General features: G+C 68.9%; 23 protein-coding genes and 1 tRNA gene. 12 read left to right on the forward strand and 12 right to left on the reverse strand.

Going from position 1 to position 26,395, the window contains the following annotated elements:
- Positions 1-253 precede the first annotated feature (253 nt).
- The 4 genes from nhaA (at position 254) to ABZ656_RS17070 (ending at position 3,609) form a co-directional block, all read left to right on the forward strand.
- Positions 254-1,651, forward strand: coding sequence for a Na+/H+ antiporter NhaA (gene nhaA / locus ABZ656_RS17055; protein ID WP_360268749.1), 1,398 nt, complete (start codon positions 254-256; stop codon positions 1,649-1,651).
- A 204-nt stretch (positions 1,652-1,855) separates the two neighbouring features.
- Positions 1,856-2,332, forward strand: a complete 477-nt coding sequence (locus tag ABZ656_RS17060; RefSeq protein ID WP_101399617.1) for a phage holin family protein — start codon at positions 1,856-1,858, stop codon at positions 2,330-2,332.
- Complete coding sequence (locus tag ABZ656_RS17065) at positions 2,329-3,279, forward strand: alpha/beta hydrolase (protein WP_067373876.1); 951 nt, start codon at positions 2,329-2,331, stop codon at positions 3,277-3,279. The genes ABZ656_RS17060 and ABZ656_RS17065 overlap by 4 nt, the downstream gene beginning before the upstream one ends.
- Positions 3,280-3,429: 150 nt before the next feature.
- Positions 3,430-3,609 (forward strand): hypothetical protein, encoded by a 180-nt coding sequence (locus ABZ656_RS17070; protein ID WP_075033566.1) that lies wholly within the window; start codon positions 3,430-3,432, stop codon positions 3,607-3,609.
- A gap of 34 nt (positions 3,610-3,643) precedes the next feature.
- Here ABZ656_RS17070 and ABZ656_RS17075 read toward each other — a convergent pair whose 3' ends face one another.
- The 3 genes from ABZ656_RS17075 to nth all read right to left on the reverse strand — a co-directional run bounded on the left by ABZ656_RS17075 (position 3,644) and on the right by nth (position 6,861).
- Complete coding sequence (locus ABZ656_RS17075; protein WP_101403633.1) at positions 3,644-4,843, reverse strand: MarP family serine protease; 1,200 nt, start codon at positions 4,841-4,843, stop codon at positions 3,644-3,646.
- A 13-nt stretch (positions 4,844-4,856) separates the two neighbouring features.
- The gene (locus tag ABZ656_RS17080) at positions 4,857-5,516 is read right to left on the reverse strand and encodes a CoA pyrophosphatase (RefSeq protein WP_360268807.1); all 660 of its coding nucleotides are present in this window, start codon (positions 5,514-5,516) and stop codon (positions 4,857-4,859) included.
- Between the two features lie 253 nt (positions 5,517-5,769).
- Complete coding sequence (gene nth, locus ABZ656_RS17085; RefSeq protein WP_360268754.1) at positions 5,770-6,861, reverse strand: endonuclease III; 1,092 nt, start codon at positions 6,859-6,861, stop codon at positions 5,770-5,772.
- Between the two features lie 303 nt (positions 6,862-7,164).
- On the opposite strand from nth, the gene ABZ656_RS17090 reads away from it, so the two are divergent.
- Positions 7,165-7,839, forward strand: a complete 675-nt coding sequence (locus ABZ656_RS17090) for a Crp/Fnr family transcriptional regulator (RefSeq protein WP_006382668.1) — start codon at positions 7,165-7,167, stop codon at positions 7,837-7,839.
- Positions 7,840-8,119: 280 nt separating this feature from the next.
- Here ABZ656_RS17090 and ABZ656_RS17095 read toward each other — a convergent pair whose 3' ends face one another.
- The 4 genes from ABZ656_RS17095 to ABZ656_RS17110 form a co-directional block, all read right to left on the reverse strand.
- A complete protein-coding gene (locus ABZ656_RS17095; protein WP_101399614.1) occupies positions 8,120-8,950 on the reverse strand; it encodes an MBL fold metallo-hydrolase in 831 nt (276 codons plus the stop codon).
- A complete protein-coding gene (locus ABZ656_RS17100) occupies positions 8,947-9,816 on the reverse strand; it encodes an NUDIX hydrolase (RefSeq protein WP_360268758.1) in 870 nt (289 codons plus the stop codon). Before ABZ656_RS17100 ends, ABZ656_RS17095 begins: the two co-directional genes overlap by 4 nt.
- A gap of 110 nt (positions 9,817-9,926) precedes the next feature.
- Positions 9,927-10,397: a RidA family protein gene (locus ABZ656_RS17105; protein WP_101399612.1), complete on the reverse strand. Its 471-nt coding sequence runs from the start codon at positions 10,395-10,397 to the stop codon at positions 9,927-9,929.
- Complete coding sequence (locus ABZ656_RS17110; RefSeq protein WP_075033571.1) at positions 10,394-10,555, reverse strand: DUF4177 domain-containing protein; 162 nt, start codon at positions 10,553-10,555, stop codon at positions 10,394-10,396. The genes ABZ656_RS17105 and ABZ656_RS17110 overlap by 4 nt, the downstream gene beginning before the upstream one ends.
- 95 nt (positions 10,556-10,650) lie before the next feature.
- Here ABZ656_RS17110 and ABZ656_RS17115 point away from each other — a divergent pair, with 95 nt between their 5' ends.
- Positions 10,651-11,628 carry an ArsA-related P-loop ATPase gene (locus ABZ656_RS17115; protein ID WP_101399611.1) on the forward strand — a complete coding sequence of 326 codons (978 nt, stop codon included), beginning with the start codon at positions 10,651-10,653 and terminating at the stop codon, positions 11,626-11,628.
- Positions 11,625-13,160: an ArsA family ATPase gene (locus ABZ656_RS17120; protein ID WP_360268762.1), complete on the forward strand. Its 1,536-nt coding sequence runs from the start codon at positions 11,625-11,627 to the stop codon at positions 13,158-13,160. The genes ABZ656_RS17115 and ABZ656_RS17120 overlap by 4 nt, the downstream gene beginning before the upstream one ends.
- A gap of 143 nt (positions 13,161-13,303) precedes the next feature.
- On the opposite strand, the gene wblA is transcribed toward ABZ656_RS17120, so the two are convergent.
- The gene (gene wblA, locus ABZ656_RS17125; RefSeq protein WP_028799159.1) at positions 13,304-13,642 is read right to left on the reverse strand and encodes a transcriptional regulator WblA; all 339 of its coding nucleotides are present in this window, start codon (positions 13,640-13,642) and stop codon (positions 13,304-13,306) included.
- A gap of 408 nt (positions 13,643-14,050) precedes the next feature.
- Between wblA and ABZ656_RS17130 the strand changes: the two genes are divergently transcribed.
- Positions 14,051-16,339, forward strand: coding sequence for a transglycosylase domain-containing protein (locus tag ABZ656_RS17130; protein WP_360268765.1), 2,289 nt, complete (start codon positions 14,051-14,053; stop codon positions 16,337-16,339).
- A 294-nt stretch (positions 16,340-16,633) separates the two neighbouring features.
- Here the strand turns inward: ABZ656_RS17130 and ABZ656_RS17135 are convergent, their stop codons facing one another.
- Entirely contained in the window at positions 16,634-17,098 is a 465-nt protein-coding gene (locus ABZ656_RS17135; protein WP_095857889.1) for a GatB/YqeY domain-containing protein, read from the reverse strand.
- Between the two features lie 152 nt (positions 17,099-17,250).
- On the opposite strand from ABZ656_RS17135, the gene ABZ656_RS17140 reads away from it, so the two are divergent.
- From ABZ656_RS17140 to ABZ656_RS17155, 4 genes are all read left to right on the forward strand, one after another.
- Entirely contained in the window at positions 17,251-18,177 is a 927-nt protein-coding gene (locus tag ABZ656_RS17140; RefSeq protein WP_101399605.1) for a metallophosphoesterase, read from the forward strand.
- Positions 18,178-18,479: 302 nt separating this feature from the next.
- A complete protein-coding gene (locus ABZ656_RS17145) occupies positions 18,480-19,280 on the forward strand; it encodes a Pr6Pr family membrane protein (RefSeq protein ID WP_360268769.1) in 801 nt (266 codons plus the stop codon).
- Between the two features lie 28 nt (positions 19,281-19,308).
- A tRNA-Pro gene (locus tag ABZ656_RS17150) sits at positions 19,309-19,382 on the forward strand.
- A 247-nt stretch (positions 19,383-19,629) separates the two neighbouring features.
- A complete protein-coding gene (locus ABZ656_RS17155; protein WP_129592055.1) occupies positions 19,630-20,100 on the forward strand; it encodes a hypothetical protein in 471 nt (156 codons plus the stop codon).
- A gap of 703 nt (positions 20,101-20,803) precedes the next feature.
- Here the strand turns inward: ABZ656_RS17155 and ABZ656_RS17160 are convergent.
- The 3 genes from ABZ656_RS17160 to ABZ656_RS17170 are packed head-to-tail and all read right to left on the reverse strand — an operon-like array spanning position 20,804 to position 25,915.
- Positions 20,804-21,262 (reverse strand): hypothetical protein, encoded by a 459-nt coding sequence (locus tag ABZ656_RS17160; protein WP_101399595.1) that lies wholly within the window; start codon positions 21,260-21,262, stop codon positions 20,804-20,806.
- On the reverse strand, positions 21,259-25,563 hold the full coding sequence (locus ABZ656_RS17165) for a DUF6531 domain-containing protein (RefSeq protein ID WP_360268773.1): 4,305 nt from the start codon (positions 25,561-25,563) through the stop codon (positions 21,259-21,261). The genes ABZ656_RS17160 and ABZ656_RS17165 overlap by 4 nt, the downstream gene beginning before the upstream one ends.
- Positions 25,553-25,915: a hypothetical protein gene (locus ABZ656_RS17170; RefSeq protein ID WP_101399591.1), complete on the reverse strand. Its 363-nt coding sequence runs from the start codon at positions 25,913-25,915 to the stop codon at positions 25,553-25,555. The genes ABZ656_RS17165 and ABZ656_RS17170 overlap by 11 nt, the downstream gene beginning before the upstream one ends.
- Positions 25,916-26,395 lie beyond the last annotated feature (480 nt).

Here is a 26,395-nt window from a genome sequence, read left to right on the forward strand (position 1 = left end):
GCCATCATGTCCAGCCCTCGTTGTGTCCAGCCCCTGTTGTGTCCAGCCCTCGTTGGTGCCGGGGCGCGCCCCGCACGTCCACGCGGGCGCCCATCCCCTTGCGCACCATATGTTCGCAATGCGAAATATCTCGCTGCAACGGCAAGGTAAAGTAGTGACCTCAGGGTGTGCCGGGAAGTCTGGTCGGCGGTGTCGTCAGCGATCCCGTGTGGCGGCCGTCAGCAAGCAGCCGTAACGACCCGGAGGTCCCGCCGTGGCCACGCCCAGCGCCAACAACCGCAAGTTCCTCGGGCGCCTGTCCCTGCCCGAGCGGAACTTCGTCGCGGAGGCGCTGCGGACCGAGACCGTCGGTGGGGTGCTGCTGCTCGTCGCGGCGGTTGCCGCGCTGGTGTGGGCCAACACGCCACTGCGGGACAGTTACGCCTCCATCAGCCACTTCCATCTCGGGCCCTCCGCGCTCGGACTGAACCTGTCCGTTCAGCACTGGGCGGCGGACGGACTGCTGGCCGTGTTCTTCTTCGTCGCCGGTATCGAACTCAAGCGCGAGCTGGTGGCGGGGGATCTGCGCGATCCGAAGGCCGCGATACTGCCCGTCGTCGCGGCCGTGTGCGGAATGGCCGTACCCGCGCTGGTCTATACCATCACCAATGTGATCGGGGGCGGATCCCTCGGAGGGTGGGCCGTACCCACCGCCACCGACATCGCCTTCGCCCTCGCCGTACTCGCCGTGATCGGCACCTCCCTGCCGTCCTCCCTGCGCGCCTTCCTGCTCACCCTCGCCGTCGTAGACGATCTGTTCGCGATTCTCATCATCGCGATCTTCTTCACCGACCACATCGACTTCGGCGCGCTGGGCGGGGCCGTCGTCGGGCTCGGCGTGTTCTGGGTACTGCTGCGCAAGGGCGTACGCGGGTGGTACGTGTATGTGCCGCTCGCGCTCGTCATCTGGGGGCTGATGTACAACAGCGGCGTCCACGCCACCATCTCCGGCGTCGCGATGGGGCTGATGCTGCGCTGCCACCGGCAGGAGGGCGAGGAGCACTCACCCGGGGAGCACATCGAGCATCTTGTCCGGCCCCTTTCCGCCGGGCTCGCCGTGCCGCTGTTCGCGCTCTTCAGCGCCGGGGTCGTCGTCTCCGGCGGGGCGATCGGTGACGTGTTCACCCGGCCCGAGACGCTCGGTGTCGTGCTGGGGCTCGTCGTCGGGAAGGCCGTGGGCATATTCGGGGGGACCTGGCTGGCGGCCCGGTTCACCAGGGCCTCGCTCAGTGAGGATCTCGTCTGGCCCGACGTCTTCGCCGTCGCCTCCCTCGCCGGAATCGGCTTCACCGTCTCGCTCCTCATCGGCGAACTCGCCTTCAAGAACGACCCGGTACTCACCGACGAGGTCAAGGCCGCCGTACTGATCGGCTCGCTCATAGCCGCCGTACTCGCCACGACGCTGCTGAAGGTACGCAACGCCAAGTACCTTGCGCTGTACGAGGCCGAGGAGCTCGACGAGGACAGCGACGGCATCCCCGACATCTACGAGCAGAACAACCCGGCGTACCACCTGCGGATGGCCGAGATCCACGAACGGAAGGCCGCCGAGCACCGAAGGCTTGCCGAAGTGGCGGGCGGGGCAAGCGAGGAGAACGACGGTCCGGCATGATCTGAGCAGAACCGGATGGTCAGAACCGGATGGTCAGGGCCGGACAGTCAGGACCGGACAGTCAGAACCGGACAGTCAGGACCGGACGGTCGGCAGTGGACGGTACGGACGCTGGAGCAGCCAGGGCCGTTCCGGCACCGTTGGCAGCCAGACCGTACAGATCAGCCCGTACAGAGCAGGCACATACAGAAGAGGGAGTCCGCGATGAGCGCACCCGACGGCAGCCCGGTCGGCGCCGAACGCAGCATCGGCCAGTTGTTCGCCTCGGCGACGACCGAGATGTCCGCACTGGTGCACGACGAGATCGCGCTGGCGAAGGCGCAGCTCAAGCAGGACGTCAAGCGCGGCGCGGTCAGCGGCGGCGCGTTCTCCGCGGCCGGAGCGGTGCTGATCTTCTCCCTCCCGATGCTGAACTTCGCCCTGGCGTACGGCATCCGGACCTGGAGCCACTGGAATCTCGCGATCTGCTTCGTCCTGTCGTTCGCCGCGAACGTGCTGGTCGCCGCCGTCCTCGCGCTGATCGGCCTGACCTTCGCAAAGAAGGCGAAGAAGGGCAAGGGCCCGCAAAAGGTCGCCGCTTCGGTCAAGGAGACCGCGGGTGTGCTCCAGAACGCCAAACCGCATCCCCGGACCGTCCCTGTAAGTGACGCGGTCGAGGTTGTGGCACGCTCGACGTCATGACGGACCCCGCCACCCCTTCGGCGCAACCCACCTCAGTCGTGCGGCTCGACGTCCCCGGCGGGAGAGAAGTGACCCACCGGGACGTCGCCGCCAACGGCGCGCGCTTCCACATCGCCGAGATGGGCGACGGCCCGCTCGTCCTGCTGCTGCACGGCTTCCCGCAGTTCTGGTGGACCTGGCGCCGGCAGATGGTGGCGCTCGCGGACGCGGGCTTCCGGGCCGTGGCCATGGATCTGCGCGGCGTCGGCGGCAGCGACCGCACGCCGCGCGGTTACGACCCCGCCAACCTCGCGCTCGACATCACCGGGGTCGTACGGTCCCTCGGGGAGCCCGACGCCGCGCTGGTCGGACACGACCTGGGCGGCTATCTGGCGTGGACGGCGGCCGTGATGCGCCCCAAGCTCGTCCGCCGGCTCGCCGTGTCGTCCATGCCGCATCCGCGGCGCTGGCGCTCGGCCATGCTCTCCGACGTCAAGCAGTCGGCCGCGGGTTCGTACATCTGGGGGTTCCAGCGGCCCTGGATCCCGGAGCGCCAACTCGTCGCAGACGAAGGCGCCCTGGTGGGTCGTCTGGTACGGGACTGGTCGGGGCCGCGACAGCCGGACGACGAGGCCGTGGAGACGTACCGCCGCGCCATGTGCATCCCGTCGACGGCGCATTGTTCGATCGAGCCCTATCGGTGGATGGTCCGTTCGATGGCACGACCGGACGGGATCCAGTTCAACCGGCGCATGAAGCGGCCGGTTCGGGTGCCGACGCTGCATCTGCACGGATCGCTCGATCCGGTGATGCGGACGCGGAGCGCCGCCGGTTCCGGGGAGTACGTCGAAGCGCCGTACCGTTGGCGGCTGTTCGACGGTCTCGGACACTTCCCCCACGAAGAGGACCCCGTGGCGTTTTCGACCGAATTGGTCAACTGGCTGAAGGATCCCGAGCCCGACCGGTGACCCGTCGGTGACTGTCCGATTGCGGCCCGTGGCCCGCCCGGTATGCGGACGGGAACGCCTGTCCTACGAACAGCCAAATGCCTCGCGCATAGGCCAATTGGGGGGCTCAGGCGCGGTTATCGACCTTGGGGCAGGGGCACACGTCGGGGTATGGGCTGGACGCACGACTACAGTGACGCACCACGCAACCGCCGCTCGGCGACGGGCCTGAGCTCCCATCAGAGGGGCACCCCGCAATTGCCGGGCGCGGACCCCCAAGTGGGGATCCCGCGCATTTTGCGCCGCCGGGCCCGCTGGGTTTCGGTACGGCTGCGTCACCCACGAGGCTGAGTCCCCGCACACCGCCGCCCGTCACCCTTCGCTCTCAGAGCGCGCAGCTGTCGCTGTCCACCTGCTGATCGGCCGTGCGACCCTTGGTGGCGTCCGGCTGGACCTCGTCCGCGGTGAGCGCGTACCCGGTGTTGGCGTCGTCGAGGGACTTCGCGAAGACCACTCCGTACACCTTGCCGTCGGGCGTGAGCAGCGGGCCGCCAGAGTTGCCCTGGCGCACGGTCGCGTACAGCGAGTAGACGTCGCGGCGCACGGTTCCGCGGTGGTAGATGTCCGGGCCGTTGGCCGTGATGCGGCCGCGCACGCGCGCGGGCTGGACGTTGTACGCGCCGTTCTGCGGGAAGCCGGCGACGATCGCGTTGTTGCCGCTGGTCGCGTCCTTGGCCGTGAACTGGAGGGCGGGCGCGCGCAGGTTCGGTACGTCGAGCACGGCGATGTCGCGCTCCCAGTCGTACAGGACGACCTTGGCGTCGTACTTCCTGCCCTCGCCGCCGATCTGGACGGTGGGCTCGTCGACCCCGCCGACCACGTGCGCGTTGGTCATCACGCGGCGGTCGCCGAAGACGAAGCCACTGCCCTCGAGGACCTTGCCGCAGCTCTGCGCGGTGCCCATCACCTTGACGATGGACTTCTGGGCGCGGGTGGCGACGGGGCTGTTCGCGAGCGCCGGGTCGGGGGGCCGGACGTCGGTGATGGGTTCGTTGGCGAACGGGCTGAAGACCTGCGGGAAGCCGTTCTGCGCGAGGACCGAGGAGAAGTCTGCGAACCAGGTGTCGGCCTGGGAGGGCAGGGCGCTGGAGACGCCGTGGAGCACCTTGGAGCCGCGGACCTCCTTGCCGAGTGTCGGCAGCGTCGTGCCCGCGAGGGCCGAGCCGATCAGCCAGGCGACCAGGAGCATCGCGACGACGTTGACGAGGGCGCCGCCGGTCGCGTCCAGGGCGCGGGCCGGGGACCAGGTGATGTACCGGCGCAGTTTGTTGCCGAGGTGGGTGGTGAGGGCCTGGCCGACGGAGGCACAGACGATCACGACGATCACCGCGACCACCGCGGCGGTCGTACTCACCTTGGCGTCGTCGGTCAGGGCACCCCAGACGACGGGAAGCAGATAGACGGCGACGAGGCCGCCGCCCAGGAACCCGATCACCGACAGGATGCCGACGACGAAGCCTTGGCGGTAGCCCACGATCGCGAACCACACGGCGGCGACCAGCAACAGGATGTCCAGCACGTTCACGGGGGCCACCCTGTCATGCGCGCCAGTCGAGCGGGACCTGCTTCTCGCGGTCCCAGGGCAGCTCCCAGCCCGCGTAGTGCAGCAGACGGTCGATGATCCCCGCGGTGAAGCCCCAGACCAGGGCCGATTCGACCAGGAATGCCGGACCTCGGTGACCGCTGGGGTGCACGGTCGTCGCACGGTGGGCGGGGTTCGTGAGATCCGCCACGGGGACCGTGAAGACCCGGGCCGTCTCGGCCGGATCGACCACGCCGACCGGGGTCGGCTCGCGCCACCAGCCCAGGACCGGGGTGACCACGAAACCGCTCACCGGGATGTAGAGCTTCGGCAGCACGCCGAAGAGCTGGACACCGCTCGGGTCCAGCCCGGTCTCCTCCTCCGCCTCCCGCAGCGCGGCCCGCAGCGGCCCGTCGGCCTTCGGGTCGCCGTCCTGCGGGTCGAGGGCGCCGCCGGGGAAGGAGGGCTGCCCCGCGTGCGAGCGCAGGGAGCTGGCACGCTCCATCAGCAGCAGCTCGGGGCCGCGGGCGCCCTCGCCGAAGAGGATGAGAACGGCGGACTGCCGCCCCGCGCCGTTCGACGGCGGCAGGAAGCGGCTCAGCTGGAGCGGCTCCACGGTCTCAACGGCGTGCACCACCGGGTCGAGCCAGGCGGGCAGGCCGTCCTTGGTCACCACGACCTGGCCGTTGTGCGAGTCGGGACCTTCGTGTGTGCGGTGGTGCGCGCCGGGTCCGTCGTACGTGCGGTGTGTGCCCGTCTCGTTCCGCGTGCCGCGTGTACCCGTCTCGTCTTGCGTGCCGCGCGTACCCGTCTCATTCTGCGTGCGGTCTGTGTCCGGCTCGTCGTGCCTGCTGTGCGTGTTGCTCGCGTGCGTCATCGCCACCCCCGTTCTGTTCTCCCCAACGCCGGGCGGCGCCGTGTTCGTTCCGTCATCCGGCGCCCAGTGGGGGTGCCGGGACGCCGCCCGCGTCCAGGTAGGACTGCGGCGGGTTGAGGCGTTGGCCGGGGAAGCCGCCCTTCTCGTACTTCAGGAGCTTGCGCGCCTTCTCCGGGTCCGTCTCGCCCTCCCCGTACGCGGGGCAGAGCGGGGCGATGGGGCAGGCGCCGCACGCGGGCTTGCGGGCGTGGCAGATGCGACGGCCGTGGAAGATCACGTGGTGCGAGAGCATCGTCCACTCGCTCTTCGGGAAGAGCGCGCCGACGGCGGCCTCCACCTTGTCCGGGTCGGTCTCGTCGGTCCACTGCCAGCGGCGCACGAGCCGGCCGAAGTGGGTGTCCACGGTGATGCCGGGGCGCCCGAAGGCGTTGCCGAGGACCACGAAGGCGGTCTTGCGGCCTACGCCGGGAAGCTTGACGAGGTCTTCGAGGCGGCCGGGGACCTCACCCCCGAAGTCCTCCGCCAAGACCTTGGAGAGCCCTATCACCGACTTGGTCTTGGCCCTGAAGAAACCGGTCGGACGGAGGATCTCCTCGACCTCCTCCGGATTCGCCGCGGCGAGGTCCTCGGGCGTGGGGTACTTGGCGAAGAGCGCCGGAGTCGTCTGGTTCACCCGCAGGTCGGTCGTCTGGGCCGACAGGACCGTGGCGATCACCAGCTGGAAGGGGTTCTCGAAGTCCAGCTCCGGGTGGGCGTACGGGTACACCTCGGCAAGCTCGCGGTTGATGCGGCGGGCGCGGCGCACGAGAGCGGCGTGGGACTCGACGATCGCCTTCTTGGGGGCGGCTTGCGCGGGGGCCGCCTTCTTGGCGGCCTTCTTGGCCGGCGCCTTCTTGGAAGCGGCCGCCTTGGCCGACACCGCCTTCTTGGAAGCGGCCGCCTTCTTGGAGGCGCTCGCCCCCTTCTCGGACGTGGCTGTCGCCTTGCTGGACGTGGTCGCCGCCTTCTTGATCGCGGCCGCCGCCTTCTTGGCCACGCCTGTCGTCTTCCCGGTCGCGACTGTCGCCTTTTTGGCAGACTTCTTCGCGGCCTTCTTCGCGACCGGCTTCACCGGCGTCGAATTTGTCGCTTTTGTCGTTTTCATACTTCCGACGGAACTCTGTTCGCCCACAGCGGAATCGCGACGTACAACCACCCGCCCAGCCCCCTTGGCCTGTGCTCTCACCGGCGATTTGGACACCCGGCCAGCCTAAAGCCCCCCACCGACATCCGCCCCGGACCCAGAAGATCAGCCCCCAATTGGCCCCCTGCCGCACTGCCCGGCACGCCAGTGCGGCAGACTTGTGACTGATCACACTGTTTGGACCGTCCAGCAAGATGGGGAACACGGTCCCCTGGTATCACGGGGGAACAAGATCCCCTGAGCAGGTCGACAAGGAGAGAACTCGTGGACGACGTTCTGCGGCGCGCCCCGCTCTTCGCGGCGCTCGATGACGAGCAGGCCGCGGAGCTCCGCGCCTCCATGAGTGAGGTGACCCTCGCACGCGGCGACGCTCTCTTCCACGAGGGCGACCCCGGGGACCGCCTCTACGTGGTCACCGAGGGCAAGGTGAAGCTTCACCGCACCTCACCCGACGGCCGCGAGAACATGCTGGCCGTCCTGGGCCCCGGTGAGCTCATCGGCGAGCTGTCGCTGTTCGACCCGGGCCCGCGCACGGCGACCGCCACCGCGCTGACCGAGGTCAAGCTGCTCGGCCTCGGCCACGGCGACCTCCAGCCCTGGCTGAACGCGCGGCCCGAGGTGGCCGCCGCGCTGCTGCGCGCCGTCGCCCGGCGCCTGCGCAAGACCAACGACCAGATGTCCGACCTGGTCTTCTCGGACGTGCCCGGCCGCGTGGCCCGCGCGCTCCTGGACCTCTCCCGCCGCTTCGGCGTGCAGTCGGAGGAGGGCATCCACGTCGTGCACGACCTGACGCAGGAGGAGCTGGCCCAGCTGGTCGGCGCGTCCCGCGAGACGGTCAACAAGGCGCTCGCCGACTTCGCGGGCCGCGGCTGGCTCCGCCTGGAGGCCCGCGCGGTCATCCTGCTGGACGTGGAGCGCCTCGCGAAGCGCTCGCGCTGACCGCACCGCGCGCCGGCTTTCGGACGCACCTGAAGGGCCCCGCTGCACAGCGGGGCCCTTCTCGTATCGCCGGTGCCGCCGGTTCCCGTGTCGCCGGTTCCCGTATCGCCGGTTCCCGTGTCGCCGGTATCGCCGGTTCCCGTATCGCCGGTTCCCATGTCGCCGGTTCCCGTGTCGCCGGCGTCGCCAGGGCGCTCTCACCAGCCGTCCGGACACCCGGACACCGGGACACCGGCACACCCGGACACCCGGACACCCGGACACCCGGACACCCGGACTTTTAGATGAGGCCGTGTTCCCGGAGGTAGTCCATCTGCGCCCGGACCGACAGCTCCGCCGCAGGCCACAGTGAGCGGTCCACGTCCGCGTACACGTGCGCGACGACCTCGGCCGGCGACCGGTAGCCGTTCTCGACCGCCGTCTCGACCTGGGCCAGGCGGTGAGCGCGGTGGGCGAGGTAGAACTCGACGGCGCCCTGGGCGTCCTCCAGGACGGGCCCGTGCCCCGGCAGCACGGTGTGCACGCCGTCGTCCACGGTGAGGGACCTGAGCCGCCGCAGCGAGTCGAGATAGTCGCCCAGACGGCCGTCGGGGTGGGCCACGACGGTCGTACCGCGGCCGAGGATGGTGTCACCCGTCAGAACGGCCCGATCGGCCGGGAGATGGAAGCACAGCGAGTCGGCGGTGTGGCCCGGAGTCGGTACGACACGCAGTTCGAGGCCGCCCACGGTGATGACGTCCCCGTGCGCCAGTCCCTCGTCTCCGAGCCGCAGCGCCGGATCCAGCGCCCGCACCTTCGTGTCCGTCAGTTCTGCGAACCGCCCGGCGCCCTCGGCGTGATCGGGGTGCCCGTGCGTCAGCAGGGTCAGTGCCACCCGCTTCCCCGCCTTCTCGGCGGTGTCCACGACATTGCGCAGATGTACGTCGTCCAGGGGCCCGGGGTCGATCACCACCGCCAGGCCGGAGTCCGGCTCGGAGACGATCCAGGTGTTGGTGCCGTCCAGGGTCATCGCGGACGCGTTGGGCGCGAGCACGTTGACGGCGCGCGAGGTGGCGGAGCCGGAGAGGACCCCGCCTCGCGGCTGGCCGGGGAGGGCTGCGGCGTCGGTCATGCGGGGGCTCCACCGGTCGGGATGTGCTTGGTGAACTCGTCGTGGCCCGGCCAGGCGAGGACCACTTCGCCGTTCTCCAGGCGGGCCTTGGCCAGGACGGGGGTCAGATCACGGGTGGGCGCGGCGGCGAGGACGTCGGCGGCGCTGTCGTACGGGATGAGCTGGCGCAGGGTCGCGACCGTGGGCGGCATCATCAGGAGCTCGCCCTTGTCGTACCCGTCCGCCGCGTCCGCCGGGCGGATCCAGACCGTGCGGTCGGCCTCCGTGGAGGCGTTGCGGGTGCGCTGGCCCTCCGGGAGGGCGGCCACGAAGAACCAGGTGTCGTAGCGGCGGGTTTCGAACTCCGGGGTGATCCAGCGGGTCCAGACGCCCAGGAGGTCGGACCTGAGCACGAGTCCGCGGCGGTCGAGGAACTCGGCGAAGGAGAGGTCGCGGGCGACCAGGGCCGCGCGGTCCGCCTCCCAGTCCTCGCCGGTGGTGTCGCCGACCACGGTGTCCGGGGTGGGCCCGGCCAGCAGGACACCGGCCTCCTCGTACGTCTCGCGGACCGCCGCGCAGACGACGGCCTGGGCGGACGTCTCGTCGGTGCCGAGCCTTTTCGCCCACCACGCGCGTGTGGGGCCCGCCCAGCGGATCTGGTGCTCGTCGTCGCGTGGGTCCACGCCGCCGCCCGGGTACGCGTACGCGCCTCCGGCGAAGGCCATGGAGGCGCGTCTGCGCAGCATGTGCACCACGGGGGTGGTGGGAGTGTCCTTGAGCAGCATGACGGTGGCCGCGCGCTTGGGGGGTACCGGGGTCAGCGTGCCCTCCGCGAGCGCGCGGATCCGCTCGGGCCACTCCGGTGGATACCACTGCCCATTCGCCATGGCCGGAGGCTATCCCGAGCCGGGCGAATGTTCGAGGGGCCCATGGGGATCTCCGGGCCGGGGGCGGGGGCGGCGGCGGGGCGAAGAAAACCGCCCCCGGTCCCGACCGCCTACACCGCCGTCAGCTCCACCTGGATCTCGACCTCGACCGGGGCGTCCAGCGGGAGGACGGCCACACCGACCGCGCTGCGGGCGTGGACGCCCTTGTCGCCCAGGGCGGCGCCCAGGAGCTCGCTCGCGCCGTTCAGGACACCCGGCTGGCCGGTGAAGTCCGAGGCCGAGGCCACGAAGCCGACGACCTTCACGACGCGCGCGATGCGGTCGAGGTCGCCCGCGACGGACTTGACCGCGGCAAGCGCGTTCAGCGCGCAGATGCGGGCCAGGTCCTTGGCCTCCTCGGCCGTGACCTCCGCGCCCACCTTGCCGGTGACCGGAAGCTTGCCGTCCACCATCGGCAGCTGCCCCGAGGTGAAGACGTACACACCGGACTGCACGGCGGGCTGATAGGCGGCCAGCGGCGGAACGACGCCCGGCAGCGTCAGACCGAGCTCCGCGAGCTTCGCCTCGACGGCGCCGCTCATGCCGACTTCTCGCGCTTCAGGTAGGCCACCAGCTGCTCGGGGTTGTTCGGCCCGGGCACGACCTGGACGAGCTCCCAGCCGTCCTCGCCCCAGGTGTCCAGAATCTGCTTCGTGGCATGGACGAGCAGCGGCACGGTTGCGTATTCCCACTTGGTCATGTCGCCGACTGTAGTCGTTGCCGCGGGGGGCCTCGCGCGCACGTTGTCCACAGCCTCCTGCGTAGTACGGCGGCGGACTGGTTAGGCTCGAAGACGTGAGCAGGCTCCAGGTCGTCAGCGGCAAGGGCGGTACCGGCAAGACCACGGTAGCCGCAGCCCTCGCGCTCGCCCTCGCGACCGAGGGCAAGCGCACCCTCCTCGTCGAGGTCGAGGGCAGGCAGGGCATCGCGCAGCTCTTCGAAACAGAAGCGCTGCCCTACGAGGAGCGGAAGATCGCCGTCGCTCCAGGGGGCGGGGAGGTGCACGCCCTCGCCATCGACCCCGAACTGGCCCTTCTGGACTACCTCCAGATGTTCTACAAACTGGGCGGCGCCGGCCGGGCCCTGAAAAAGCTCGGCGCCATCGACTTCGCGACCACCATCGCGCCCGGTCTCAGGGACGTGCTCCTCACGGGGAAGGCGTGCGAGGCCGTCCGCAGGAAGGACAAGAGCGGGCGGTTCGCGTACGACTACGTCGTCATGGACGCGCCACCCACGGGCCGCATCACCCGCTTCCTGAACGTCAACGACGAGGTCGCGGGGCTCGCCAAGATCGGGCCGATACACAATCAGGCGCAAGCCGTGATGCGCGTCCTGAAGTCGCCGGAGACGGCGGTGCACATGGTGACGCTGCTGGAGGAGATGCCCGTCCAGGAGACCGCGGACGGCATCGCCGAGCTGCGGGCGGCGAAGCTGCCGGTGGGACGGATCATCGTGAACATGGTGCGGCCCGCGCTCCTGGACGACGTCGACCTGGAGCTCACGGGCGCCGTCGCGCGCAGCGCCATCGCCAAGTCGCTCTCGGCGGCCGGGCTCGGCGGCGCCCGCCGCGGCGGGAACGCCGAGCGGCTCGTCGGGCCCCTCCTGGAACAGGCCGAGGAGTACGCCGAGCGGCACACCCTGGAGCGCGAGCAGCGAGCCGTCCTGACCGAGCAGGACCTCCCGCTGCACGAACTCCCCCTGCTCGCCGAGGGAATGGACCTGGCGGGCCTGTACGAGCTCGCCACGGAACTGCGCACTCAAGGGATCTCATGAGTCTGGACCCGGCCCGCGTACTCGACCTCGACCCACTGCTCGACGACCCCGACACCCGCATCGTGGTGTGCTGCGGTTCGGGCGGCGTCGGCAAGACGACCACGGCGGCGGCCCTGGGGCTGCGCGCCGCCGAGCGGGGCCGCAAGGTGGTCGTCCTGACCATCGACCCGGCTCGCCGGCTCGCCCAGTCGATGGGCATCGACTCCCTCGACAACGTCCCACGCCGTGTGAAGGGCATCGACGACTCCGCGGGCGGCGAGCTGCACGCCATGATGCTCGACATGAAGCGCACGTTCGACGAGATCGTCGAGGCGCACGCGGACGGCGAACGGGCGGCCGTGATCCTGAACAACCCCTTCTACCAGTCGCTTTCGGCGGGCTTCGCGGGCACGCAGGAGTACATGGCGATGGAGAAGCTGGGCCAGCTGCGGGCGCGGGACCAGTGGGACCTGATCATCGTCGACACGCCGCCGTCCCGCTCGGCGCTCGACTTCCTGGACGCGCCCAAGCGGCTCGGGTCCTTCCTCGACGGACGGCTGATCCGGCTCCTGACGGCCCCGGCGAAGCTGGGCGGGCGTGCGGGGATGAAGTTCCTGAACGTCGGGATGTCGATGATGACCGGCACCCTGGGAAAGCTGCTGGGGGGACAACTACTGAAGGACGTGCAGACGTTCGTGGCGGCGATGGACACGACGTTCGGGGGCTTCCGTACGCGCGCGGACGCCACGTACAAGCTGCTCCAGGCGCCCGGGACGGCGTTCCTGGTGGTGGCAGCCCCGGAGCGGGACGCGCTGCGCGAGGCTGCGTACTTCGTGGAGCGGCTGGCGGCCGAGGACATGCCGTTCGCCGGTCTCGTACTCAACCGGGTGCACGGCAGCGGTGCCGCCCAGCTGTCCGCCGAGCGGGCGCTCGCGGCGGCGGAGAACCTCGATGCCGAGACCGCGGAGAACCTCGATGCCGAGACCGCGGAGGAACTTGCGGCCGAGGCCGCCGGGAAACTTGCGGCCGAGGGGGACAGGGATTCCGGGGCCGTCGGCGGCCTTGATCCCGATCCTGCGGAAGATCTTGAATCCACGGCTGTAGAAAATCTTGACGACGCCCGCATTGTGGATCAGGAGGGCGGGAAAGCTGGACTTCGTAACTCTCCCGACACGTACGGCAGTTCAGAATCTCCCGCTTCCGAGACATCAGCTCCCGACGGCTCCGAAGGTCCAGCCGGCTCCGACGGTTCCGATGAAGGCTCCCCCGCCGCCACGGACAGCACAGACGCCACGGACAGGGCCGACACGCCGCCGCACGGGCACCGGACCGTCGAACAACTCACCGCAGGCCTGCTGAGGCTGCACGCCGAGCGCATGCAGCTGCTCTCCCGCGAGCAGCGCACGCGTGACCGTTTCGCCGCGCTCCACCCGGAGGTGGCGGTTGCCGAAGTGGCCGCGCTGCCTGGCGACGTACACGATCTCGCAGGACTGCGGGACATCGGAGAACGGCTCGCGGCCAACCGGCCGGAGCTGCCTGAAACCGGCGCCTGAGCGGCGCCGTCCACGGGCCCGGGGCCGGCCCTGAGTCATGAACTCGTGGCCGGGCCTGAGATGGCCTGAGGCGAGTGGGTCCGAGGCGGTAGGTGGGTCCGACGCGGGCCGAGGTGGCCCGCGGGACGCCTTCCGTGGCGCCCTCAGCCCACCGCCGCGTAGCGCTCGTACACCTCTTCCTCGTCGAGGGGCAGCAGGCCCGCACCGCGCTCGTACTCCGTACGCGCGGTCTCCAGCAGGCGACGCCACGAGGTGACGGTGGGACGCCTGCGCAGCAACGCGCGACGCTCCCGCTCCGTCATGCCACCCCACACGCCGAATTCGACGCGATTGTCGAGCGCATCGGCGAGGCACTCCGTGCGTACCGGACATCCGGTGCACACTGCCTTCGCCCTGTTCTGCGCTGCTCCTTGAACGAACAGTTCATCCGGATCGGTAGTGCGGCAGGCCGCCTGCGCACTCCAGTCGGTTACCCAGCCCATACCGGCGCCGTCCTCTCCCGAATCGAGGCTCCCCCACGGCGGCAGCGGCATATTCACCGCCGCCAGTTGAGGACGTTACGGAAGGCAGGCACAGCGCAACACCCCCTGCGGGCCCAATCTTGAATGGCCCGAACGGACTATGCGTAAGCGGCAGATCACCCGGGGGAGTGAGCGGCGGACATACGCGAGTATCCCGGCAAACCGGGACAGTTCAGTTGAGTCACAACGGACGCCAGGTGACGCATGAGGCTGATTCGGACACGACCTCCCCAAAAAAGTTGGGGAACCTCCGGAACGATTCGGGGTCGCCGGACGTATTGATACGTGGCCATACTGCTGTGACAGTTGAGAGCAGCTTAGGCCAAGGCATATACGCGTGTCCGGCGAATGAGAACGTAGGCTGCCCCTATGCCAAAGAAGCGCTCGGGCGGTGGTCTGTCGCCAACGCAACAGGCCGCCAAGTTCCTCGGTGTCAGCGTGCTCGCTGGAGCAGTCATGGCCGGAATCGCGCTGCCCGCAGCGGGCGCGCTCGGTCTCGCGGCCAAGGGTTCCGTCCAGGGGTTCGACGAGATTCCCGACAACCTGAAGAGTCCCGCGCTGAGTCAGCGCACCACCATCCTGGACAGCAAGGGCGGTCAGATCGCGACGGTCTACTCGCGCGACCGCACGGTGGTCGACCTCAAGGACATCTCGCCGTACATGCAGAAGGCGATCGTCGCGATCGAGGACTCCCGCTTCTACCAGCACGGCGCGATCGACCTGAAGGGCGTCCTGCGCGCCCTGAACCAGAACGCGCAGAACGGCGGCGTCGCCCAGGGCGCCTCCACGCTCACCCAGCAGCTGGTGAAGAACTACTTCGTGGAGGAGGCCGGAGACGACCCGACAAAGGTCGCCCAGGCCACCCAGCAGACCCTCGGCCGCAAGGTCCGCGAGCTCAAGTACGCGATCCAGCTGGAAGAGAAGCTCGGCAAGAAGAAGATCCTCGAGAACTACCTGAACATCACGTTCTTCGGTGAGCAGGCCTACGGCATCGAGGCCGCCGCCCAGCGTTACTTCTCCAAGCCCGCCAAGGACCTGAACCTCCAGGAGTCGGCGATGCTCGCGGGCATCGTCCAGTCACCCAGCCGGTACGACCCGGTGAACGACGAGGCGGAAGCCACCAAGCGCCGCAACACCGTGCTGCAGCGCATGGCCGAGGTGCACGACATCTCCCAGCAGGAGGCCGACAAGGCCAAGGAGGCGAAGCTCGGCCTGAAGGTCAGCCAGCCGAAGAACGGCTGCATCACGGCGGTCAAGGGCGCGAGCTTCTTCTGCAAGTACGTGGAGAGCGTGTTCCTCAGCGACCCGGTCTTCGGCAAGACCAAGGAGGCCCGGGCGAAGGTCTGGAACCAGGGCGGCCTGACCATCCGTACGACGCTCGACCCGCAGGCGCAGCAGTCGGTGCAGTCCTCGATCAAGTCCCACGTCAACAAGTCGGACTCGGTCGCCACGGCGGCCACCCTGGTCGAGCCGGGCACCGGGAAGATCGTCGGCATGGGCCAGTCGAGGCCGTACGGCTACGGGAAGAACGAGACGGAGTACAACTACTCGGTCGACCGTGACATGGGCGGTTCGAACTATGGCTTCCCGACCGGTTCGACCTTCAAGCCGTTCGTGGCCGCGGCCGCACTGGAGGAGGGCCGGCCGGCGACCCAGCAGTACCCGTCGCCGTACGAGATGGCCTACCCCAGCCCCGTACAGACGTGCAGCAGCAAGCCCTGGACCAACCTGACCAACGAGAAGCTCTCGAACGAGAGCACCGAGGAGAAGGGCCCGTACGCGCTGAAGACGGCGATGGCCAAGTCGGTCAACACCTACTTCGTGCAGATGATCTCGGACATCGGCATCTGCCCCGTGGTGAAGATGACCGACAAGCTGCACGTCGTGCAGGGCAATGGCGACAAGTTGCCCGAGGTGCCCGCCATCACCCTCGGCTCCAAGGGCATCTCCCCGCTGACCATGGCGAGCGCGTACGCCACCTTCGCCTCCCGGGGCATGTACTGCACGCCGATCGCCATCGAGTCGATCACCCAGAAGGCCGACGGCAAGGAGAAGTCGCTCGAGGTCCCGAAGTCGACGTGCTCACGGGCCATGTCCGAGAAGACCGCGGACACCGTCAACACGCTGCTCCAGGGCGTGATCGACTCCGGTACGGGTCAGCAGGCCGGCCTCTCCGACCGCGACAACGCCGGTAAGACGGGTACGACGGACGAGCGCAAGAACGCCTGGTTCGTCGGGTACACGCCGAACCTGTCGGGCGCGGTCTGGGTCGGCAGCCCGAAGCAGAACGTCAAGATGACGAACATCCGCATCGGCGGCGTCTACCACGACCTCGTCTACGGCGGTCAGGTGCCCGGCCCCATCTGGAAGGACGCCATGACCGGCGCCCTCTCGGGCAAGGACTCCCCGTCCTTCAACCTCGTCGACATTCCCGACGAGAAGCCCAAGGACAACGGCCACGGCCCGACCGACGGGAACAACGGCGACAACAAGGGCAACGCGAACGGTGGGAACACCACCAACGGCAACACCGTCAACGGGAACACCATCAGCGGCACCAACGGCAACACGAACGGTGGCGGGTTCCCGACACCTACGTTCTCGTTCCCCTCGGGCTTCATTCAGGGTCAGAACGGCAACGGCGGTCGTCACGGGTAACCCACCCCGTCACGCCCGCTGACAGAGAGCGGCACACACAGTCGTCGGCCTCGGCGCTCCCCCGGTCGGAGGGAGGGCCGAGGCCGACGACTTTCGGTGGGCGGGCTGGTACGGGTGCAGGTACTCGTACTGGTCCGGGTACTCGTACTGGTCCGAGTGCTGGCACTGGTCCAGGTACTCGCACCGGTCCGAGTGCTGGCACTGGTCCAGGTTCTGCGTCTGCTACTGGTTCCGGTCGTCTACTACCGCTACCGGCTCGTCTACTACCGCTACCGGCTCTGGTCCCTCTTGGGCTCAGCCCGCGAGCAGCTTCTTGACCACGGCGGCGACACGGCCGCCCTCGGCCTGCCCCGCGACCTTCGGGTTCACGATCTTCATGACCTGACCCATGGCACGCGGCCCCTCGGCGCCTGCCGCCCTGGCCTCCTCGACGGCCTGCCCGACGATCTGCTGGAGCTCCTCGTCGGACAGCTGCTTGGGCAGGTACGCGGCGAGGACCACCCCCTCCGCCTTCTCCCGCTCGGCCGACTCGGGACGCCCGCCCTGCGCGAAGGCGTCCGCGGCCTCGCGGCGCTTCTTCGCCTCGCGGGTGATCACCTTCTGTACTTCGTCGTCGGAGAGCTCGCGCTTCGTCTTGCCCGCGACCTCCTCCTTGGTGATCGCGGCGAGGGTCAGCCGGAGCGTCGCGGAGCGGAGCTCGTCGCGCTCCTTGATGGCGGCGTTGAGGTCTTCCTGCAGCTTCGACTTGAGCGTGGTCATGCCGTCGATTGTCGCAGGTGTGGTGCGGCGGTCGCTCGCTGATTTCAGCACCGTGCCCAGGACGCGCCGTCGATGGGCGCGAGGCTGTCCACAGGTTCGAGGTTGTCCACAGGGGGGCACGCGGGGGTGTCGGGGTCTGACACGATGGACGTATGCGCGCGCGATACGGAGTACCCCTGGGAATCACGGCGGTGGGCGCCGCCGGACTGTTGTACGCGGCGGGTTTCGAGGCCCGCTCGTTCCGCCTACGACGGGTGACGGTCCCGGTCCTGCCACCAGGCATGCGGCCGCTCCGTGTCCTCCAGGTCTCCGACATCCACATGGTGAGCGGTCAGCGCAAGAAGCAGCGCTGGCTGCGCTCCCTGGCCGGGCTGCGCCCCGACTTCGTCATCAACACCGGGGACAACCTCTCCGACCCTGAGGGCGTCCCCGAAGTCCTTGACGCCCTCGGCCCGTTGATGGAGTTCCCCGGTGCGTACGTCTTCGGTTCGAACGACTACTACGGCCCCAAACTCCGCAACCCCGCCCTGTACTTGCTGGAGAAGTCCCATGGCCGTCACGGTCTGAACGGCAACAAGCCGGCCGTGGGCGCCATCCACAACCCGTGGGAGGACCTGCGCGACGGCTTCGACACGGCGGGCTGGCTGAACCTGACGAACACCCGGGGGACGCTCAAGATAGAAGGCGCCGAAATCGAGCTGACCGGCCTCGACGACCCGCACATCAAGCGGGACCGGTACGCGCGCGTGGCCGGCGGCCCGTCGGAGTCGGCCGATTTCTCGATGGGCGTGGTCCACGCCCCGTACCTGCGCACGCTCGACGCGTTCACGGCGGACGGCTACCCCCTGATCCTGGCCGGTCACACTCACGGCGGCCAGCTGTGCCTCCCCTTCTACGGCGCCTTCGTCACCAACTGCGACCTGGACACGGACCGCGTGAAGGGCCTGTCCACGCACACGGCGGAGGGGCAGACGTCGTACATGCACGTCTCGGCGGGCTGCGGTACGAGCCGCTACACGCCGGTACGGTTCGCATGCCCCCCGGAGGCGTCACTGCTGACGCTGGTCGCTCGGCAGTAGGTCGGATGGCGGTAGGTCGGCCGGAAGCGGACCGGCCGGAAGCAGGCCGGCCGGAAGCAGGCCGGCCGGAAGCGGGTCGGCCGGAAGCGGGTCGGCCGGAATGTGGTGGTCGAGCGTGGGCGATGATCGGAAGCGGCGTCCAGTGCGGCGGCGACGGGCAGGTCGATCGGGTCGATGGCGTCGTGTGGAGCGTCGATATTGCTGCTGCTGTTGCTGTTGATGGGGTGCGAGTCCACGCCCGGCCGTCACCCACCCGGGTGACCCATATCGCCCGATTCACCCCCCACGCTTAGCGTGGGGACATGATCGCCCCGATCCCCAGGGACATACCCGACCTGCCCGCGATACCGGGCATCCCCTCGCCGGCCCCCTTCATCGTCCCGGCGACGGCAGTGGTGGCCCCCGCGCGTCGCCCGCTGGTGGCCACCTTCCGCCTCCTGGTCGCCCTCGTCGCGGCCGCGGGCGTGGCCATCGAGATGCGCCTGGGCAGTCCGCTCCACGTACTCAGCTACTTCACCATCCAGGCCAACCTGCTGGTGGCGGTGGTCTTCGCCGCCTCGGCACGGCGGGCATGGACGGCGCGTCGCCCGCTGCCCGCGGTCCTCACCGGCGGCACGCTGCTCTACATCTCGATCACGGGCCTGGTCTACCACCTGATCCTGGCGGACCCGTCCAGCGGCTTCTCCATGACCGGAGGTATCGCCCCGCCCACCGGCTGGCAGGCGGTGGCGAATCAGATCCTGCACACGGCGACCCCCATCGCCGCGGTGATCGACTGGCTCCTGCTGGCCCGCCCGGCGCCGTTCGCCATCCGGCATGCGACGACGTGGCTTGTCTACCCCCTCGCCTACCTGGGCTTTTCCCTCGTCCGCGGAGCGATGCTGCCGCCGGGCACCCCGGCGCGCTACCTCTACCCCTTCGTGGACGCCGACCGGCACGGCTACGTGGGCATCCTCGGCAACACCGCGATCCTCGGCGTCGCCTTCTACGCCCTCGCCCTCCTCGTCATCGCCCTGGACCACGTCCGCCCCGACCCGTACCGCTACCGTGGCCGACGCTCCGAAAACCGGATTTCGTCTCCGGCCACCAGTGGGCTAAAGTAAACGACGTCGCCGCGAGAGCAGCGACAATCGGGGTGTAGCGCAGCTTGGCAGCGCGCTTCGTTCGGGACGAAGAGGTCGTGGGTTCAAATCCCGCCACCCCGACAGTGAAGTACCAGGTCAGGGGCCTGATCCGCATCGCGGGTCGGGCCCCTGAGTGGTTCCCTCCTCAGCCACGGCGGCGCGAAGGCCCTCGGTATCCAAGTCGAGGCCCCCGCTGAACGGCCCTCGCTCGATCCGGACCTCGAACGCGCGCGTATCCCCCTGGCCGAGGTCACCAAGAAGCGCGCAGAAGAGGCCGCGGACCAGTTCGCTGCAGTAGCTCCCAAGGAGCCAGCTGAAGAGCTGCCGCGTGACGAGATCCGAGCCATCAGCGTCTTCGAGCACTCCGACCTTCTCGAAGAGGCCCTCACGCAGGCACGCCGCAGGATCCTCCTCATCGCCCCCCTGGATCAAGCGCGCCATCGTCAATACCAGCTTCCTCAGCAAGCTCGAAACCCGGCTGCGCCGCGGCGTCAGCGTTCATATCGCCTACGGCTACACGCCCAACGACCCCAAGAACGACCGGGACGCCGTGCGTAAACTCGAGAACCTCGCCAGCCGCTACAAGGAGAAGTTCACCTTCACACGGGTGAAGTCCACCCACGCCAAAGTCCTCGTCTACGACGACGTGTGGATCACCACCAGTTTCAACTGGCTGTCCTTCGAGGGAGACCGCGACCGCACGTACCGCATGGAGGAAGGCACGTTTGTCCGTGGCAGGGAAACCGTCGATGAGAATTACCAGCACTATCTAGAACTGATCGCTCAGGAGAGCGAATAGCAGGTACTCACGTGGCGGTACCAGAGCCTCCTGATGAGACGTAGGCGGGTCACCCTTCGTGCCTATCCTGGCGAGGCACACAGTGAGCGGTATGAGCCATCGCACCGCACGGGGCCACCCTTCCCCACGACTGTGACGTGACCCAACACCATCAGAACTGCGCCCGCTTGCCTGCTCCCAGCGCATCAGACGGGGAACCGCCAGGGAGTCGACTTCCTCAAACCTGCTCCCCGGTGGCTCCCCGCGAATGGTGCTCGGCCTTCGAAACGGCCTCGCCTGGGCCACGGTCGGACTGTCCGCCGCCTGCTTCACTGCCGGTGTGGTCCTCTCCCTGACAGGCCACGAGGAAACCGGCAGGGCCCTCATCACAGCAGGGTCCTTGGGACGAGGAGTCAACACCCGGAAGTAGGGCGGGGTCGCGGCGCGGGCCACCGCTGCTGGACGCATCCCATCCGGCGGCAGTAGCCGACCTCCGCGGAAATACGCGGGGCATCTTCGACCAGACAGGACGTCAGCCCGGTCGCAGGCTCCACGGCCTCGGGTCAGAACTCCGGGCCGTGGCTGAGTTCGCTGGCCGCCGTCTCGCCGAAGGACCGAACCAGAAGTCGGTGCCTTGAGGCGCGTGCGAACGCGGTTGCCCCGTCGACGCCTGCGTGCTGGGAGAGCCGGTCCAGGTGGTGTGGGACCATCGACGCCGTCTCCGTCAGCTCGCGCCGCCCCACACCGCTTCCAGGTCCCGGCAGCGGACCAGGATGCTCGCGTCGGTCAGCGCGATTTCGTGTGTGCAGCCGCCGTCCTCGTCCGGAAGGATTTCGTCGAGGAGGACGGCGTCGACCAGCATCCAGTCGATGGAGTGTTCATAGTCGACGGAGAAGTGCGTCACGCCCGAGTAGCTGATGCGCAGGCCGGAGTCGTGCTTGAACTTGTTGGGCGCGAAGTCCAGGACCAGGCCGCCGCTCTTGTCGGTGGCGAGGTGGACCCCGGCCAGTTCCAGATCCTTGACACAGCGGGTCGCGCCCGCGATGTCGTAGTGGCCGGGGTCGGTGACGAAGGACCGGGCACCTGGGGGCAGGTCGGCGCGCAGACGCGGCAATTCGGCCAGATAGGCCCCCGGATCCACGGAGAACCCTCCGTCGTCCCAGACGGCCGTGACGTACTTCATTTGCATCCTTCCGCGGCAAGAGGCGGTCGCCTCCATTTGTCTCCGGTGATGTCCTCGGTCCCCTTGGGAGCGATGCGGCCGACCTTCCGCAGCTCGTAGATCATCCGTCCCTTGATGGCGTTCTCCACGCCGGGCGGGACCTCGACCTCCGAAGCCTTGATGCCATGTTTATTGAACCAGCCCTGGCTGTTGTACAGCCCGACTTCGCGCATGGACTTGTCGTAGACGTGGATCTCCACGTCCCTTCCCTTGTTGCCCACCGGGAAAATGTCACGCCGGCCCGTGTACCCCTGCCCGAAGTCCAGTGGGTTCTTCGGCCCCGACGGCCCCTTCCCGGCAAGCCCGAGGGGGTCGGTCCAACCCAGTGGGTTCGGAACGTAGGCGTGGTGATCGGGTGCGGGGACGAGACCCAGCGGATCAGCGCTGATGTACCGCGCCGTCTCCGGGTCGTAGTACCGGTGAAGGTTGTAGTGCAGGCCCGACTCGGGATCGGCGTACTGGCCCGGAAAACGCAAGGGACAGTCCACCGGCGACGCATCCTCCCCCGGAGCCGGGAGGCGAGTGCCCCACAGGCTGGTACGGCGCTGCCAGACCAGATCTCCCGTTGCGGCAACCAGTTCCATGGGCGTGCCCACCGCGTCGGTGACGACGGCATACAGCCGGGCCCTGTGCTCAGGAGCCGATTCTTTCGCCAGCTGCGCCAGGAAGGACTTGTTGCCAGTTGACGATGCCGGTCTGTGGCTCGTCTGGGCTACCGGGCGAGGATCGTCAGCCGCGTAGTCCCAGGTGGTGACCCAGCCGTCCGGCGTGATCTGCTCGGCCAGGCACAGGTCGTCCCAGACGAAGTCCGTACAGTCGGCAACGGAACCGTCGTCGGCCACCCGGTGCTTGGAAACGCGTCGGCCGAACGGATCGTACGCGTAGTGCCAGTGGCTGCCGTCCGGAGCGACCAGGTCCGTGAGACGGTCCTCGGCGTTCCACGCGTAGCTCCAGACACGGGTCTGGCCGTTCAGGAGATTGCGGGTCCTGCGGACAAGGCGGCCTTCGGCGTCGTACTCGTACGAGGTGGGGCCAGCCGAGCGGACGAGCGTTCCGTCGAACAGGCGTTCACCGCTTGCTTCTTGGTCCGGCGACGCGGCGTGCACGAGGTTGCCCGCCGGGTCGTACGCGTAACGTTCCGTCCAGCCGTGAGCGCGGACGCCACTGACCCGGCCCATGCCGTCCAGGTCGAAGTGGCGGGTGCCCGATGTCAGTTCCCGGATCTCGGTCACGCAGCCGTCGGCCTGATGGGCGTAGGTGCGGTGTTGGAGGAGGCGGTCCGCGCCGGACAACAGGGAGGCGGAGGTCGCGGTCAGCGTCTGCGCGGTCAACAGCCCCACCGCGCTCCAGCTCTGCGTCAGCGTCACCTCCGTGCCGATGTGGCGCTCTGTCTCGCGGCCCGCGGCGTCGTGCACGAAATCCAGCGTGCCCGCACGCGAGCTGAGGGTGAGAGGGCGCCCGGCCGGGTCGTACGTCCACTCCGAGACCAGCCCGGACGGCGTCACCCGTCGGGTGCGGAGCCCGAGGGCGTCATGGACATGTGTGGTCGTGCCGCCGTTCACGGTCTCCGTCAGGACCCGGCCGAACGCGTCACGTGTCAGCACGACTTCGGCGTCCGCGTTGGCCGCGCGACACAGACCGCCGTCGGGGCCGTAGCCGAACGTGGTGACGTCACCCGCGTCCGAGCGTTGCTCCACGACCCGCCCGAGCGCGTCCCGCGTGAAACTCAGGGTCTCTCCGGCGCCGTTGGTACGCGCCCGCAGACCACCGACAGCGTCGTGCGTGTACTTGAGGGTGCGGCCGTTGAAGTCGGTTTCCGTGGCCAGGCGGCCGGCCTCGTCATAGGTGTACGACCAGGCCAGACCCAGTGGGTTCGTGACGGATGCGAGGCGCAGTTCGCTGTCGTAGGCGAATTCGTACTGTGCGCCGTCCGGGTCCGTGCGGGAGGCCGGGGCGCCGAAGTGGGTCGCTGTATGGCGAGTGGTGTGGCCGGCGGGATTCGTGTGGGTGAGCAGGTTGCCCTCGGCGTCCCACGTCCACGACTCGCGCGTGCCGTCGGGGTGTTCGCGCCAGGAGGGCCTGCCCTCGATGGTCCAGCCCATGCGGGTGGTGTGGTCCAGAGGGTCGGTCGTTTCGACGATTCGGCCGAACGCGTCGCGGCGGACCGTAGTCGTGTGGCCCAGCTCGTCGGTCAGGGCGCGGGGTAGGCCCACCGCATCGTAGGCCACCGTGCGGGTGTGGCCGAGAGCGTTCGTGATCGCCGTCGGGCGGCCTTCCGCGTCGCAGGCGTATCGGGTCTCCGCGCCGACCGGGTCGACCGTCGTCAGCAGGTTGCCCCGCTCGTCGTACGCGTGTCGCCAGACCGCTCCACCAGGCTCGACGAGTTCCGTGGGCAGGCCGAGCGCGTTGTACGCGGCCCGTGCCGACGACCCGTCGGGCAGGGTGAGTTCGGTGAGGTTGCCCGTCTCGTCGTAGCGGTATCGGATGGTGTGGCCGAGCGGGTCGGTGACCGTGAGAGGTTGGCAGCCGTACTCGTCCCACTGGGTGCGGGTGACGTTGCCGAGCGGGTCGGTCTCCTCCTCAACCATGCCCTCCGCGTTGTGGCGGTGGGTGGAGACGCGGCCCTGCGAGTCCGTGTACGTCGTCGTGCGCGCCGTGTCGTCGTACGTCAGCGTCCCGGAGAGGATTCCGTCCACACCCTCGGTGCGGACCACACGTCCCCGCTCGTCGTAGACGTAGGCGAACCAAGTGCCGTTTCTGTCCGTCCACTTGGTCACCCGGCCCTCGGCGTCGTAGCCGAACCGCAGCGGCTCGCCGCTGGAGTTGGTCACCTCGGTGAGGTTGCCGACGCCGTCGTAGCCGTAGCGCATCACGACCGTGCCCTCGTCGGTCGCGATGCCTGGCCGGTAGCGGGACGGTGGCTCGTCGAGCAGGCGCAGGGCGGTGATGCGGGGGCCGGTCGTGTCGACGGCGACGTAGTAGCCGCCGGAGTGACGCAGGCCGAACGGGATGCCCTCGTCGTCGCGTTCGACGTCGATGCGGTTGCCGTTGCGGTCGGTCCAGGAGTCCAGCGCCAGGTGGAAGACGCCGAAGGTCGGGGAGGGGACGGGGGCGGCGAAGGTGCGGACGACGCCGGTCGCCGGGTCGGTGACCGTCATCGCGCTGTCCGGCTTGCCGTCCCATTCCAGGGGCCAGCGGACGCCCTTCACCGGCATGGTCGCCACGCCCGGTTCCGGGACCGGGTAGACCAGGCGCATGCCGTCCGCCGCCGCGAACACCACGCCCTCGCCGTCGATCTGGAGACACTCGTCCAGGGTGGATATCCAGGTCGGACCGAAGCAGACCCCACCCCGGTACGAGGACAGATGGGTGCGCGTGAACTCCAGCGGCAGGCTCCCCGGCAGCGCCAGATCGGTCTGCGTCATCAGCATCGCGCCGGTCGCCACGTCGATCGGCTCGCCGACGCAGGGGGTGCGGTCTGCGTTGCGGGCGGCCGGGCCCAGCTCCACCAGGTCGGGGCGGAGCGACGGCGGCCGTAGCAACAGCGGGGTCGTGTCGCTGAACGCGCCCTCGATACCCGCCTTGACGACCCCGCCGCCCGCGCCCAGCACGCCGCCGAAGATCATGCCGTCCTTGGCGGCCTGGTTGACCTCGTCGAGGCTGAAGCCCTGCTGCAGGCCCGTCGCCATCTTCAGCGGCTGGGCCACGGCCAGGTCGACGGTCACCGACTCGATCCCGCCGAAGGCCGCGGCCACCAGCGTGCCCCCGGCGATCTCGGCGATCGTCGTGGAGACGGCGACCCCGAGACCGGCACCGAACTCGATGACGAGGTCGGCCGCCGCGACGGCCGCGCCGGAGGCCAGGCCCGCGGTGAAGAACGCCAGCGCCACCCCGCCCGCGATCACCGCCGCGTCGATGCCGATCTGCGTCCAGAGCTTGTTGATGGCGTCGTCGATCGCGTCGGCGAACTTGTCCAGCGCCGTGGCCATTTGGCGCCCCGAGTCGGCCAGGTCCTTCAGCCAGCCGCCGTCCTTGTCCTTGGCGTAACGGCCCCAGAATTTCCCGAACGCCTCGATCGATTCACCGGTGTTGTTGTGGATGATCGACGACGCGCTCTGGTTGACCGGGCCGCGTACGTCGTCCACGGCGTCCGCGAAGGTGCGCCAGGCCGTCGCCGCCGACCGCAGCTTCCCGGAGTCGGCTTCCGGCCACCACAGGCCCAGATGGAGCAGGATCTTCCGGGCCTCGTCCTCAACGCTCACCGGCACCGTCCGACTTCGTGACCTTCACTTCGGTGAACATCCCGGCGATCAGCTCGTCGTTGTCGACATGACCGTCCGCCATGTCGGCCATCGCCTCGTGAATGCTCGTCAGACCGAGCACCAGCGTGCCCGCCGCGCTCTCGATCTTCTTCTGCAACGGCTTGTAGGAGTCGCCGAACTCCTTGCCCTGCTTGTCGTTTCCCCAGGGCTCGCCCAGCCCGTCCAGGGACTTCACGAGCGCGGTCAGCGCCTTGCCCAGATCAACTGCCGCCATCTGGAAGTCCGGCGCCGCCCGCTTCAGATCCGCGGTCTTGATGTCGAGGACCTTGGTCGGGTCCTTGCCGTCGCCCATCGACGCCTCCCCCGTTCGCAACTGCGGCCTTCGACCCTAGGGGAGATAGGTCAAGAGAAGGTCATGCCGAAGGCACACAAAGGCAATGTGGCGGCGGTGGAAATACTCACCGCCAAGGGTCAGTTCATCGTCTTCCGTGAACTGAGAGACAACGTCTGTCTCTTGGTGGCCGTGTCTGGCGACATGTCCCGGGCGGGCCGGTAACGCCTTGCCCTCCACCATCGCAAGCATGGGATCCTGGCCACGGCTCGCCGAGCAGGGGTACGGGGCGGGCTTCCTGTGGTGCCTTCTTCGGGTACCAGCCGGACACCGCCGGCGTGAACAGCCACGTCGCGAAGCCGTTATCTCTACGGCAACAGCCAGCCCTTCACCCACGCCGTGATCGAGTTCGACGGTGCTCCCGCCCTTGAGGTCCACCTCGGCGTGAACCGTTCCGGGTTTGATCGAGACTCTAGGTCGTGACTGTGACCTGGGGTTTCG

It is taken from the genome of Streptomyces sp. NPDC007095 (assembly GCF_040634475.1).
GTDB lineage: Bacteria > Actinomycetota > Actinomycetes > Streptomycetales > Streptomycetaceae > Streptomyces.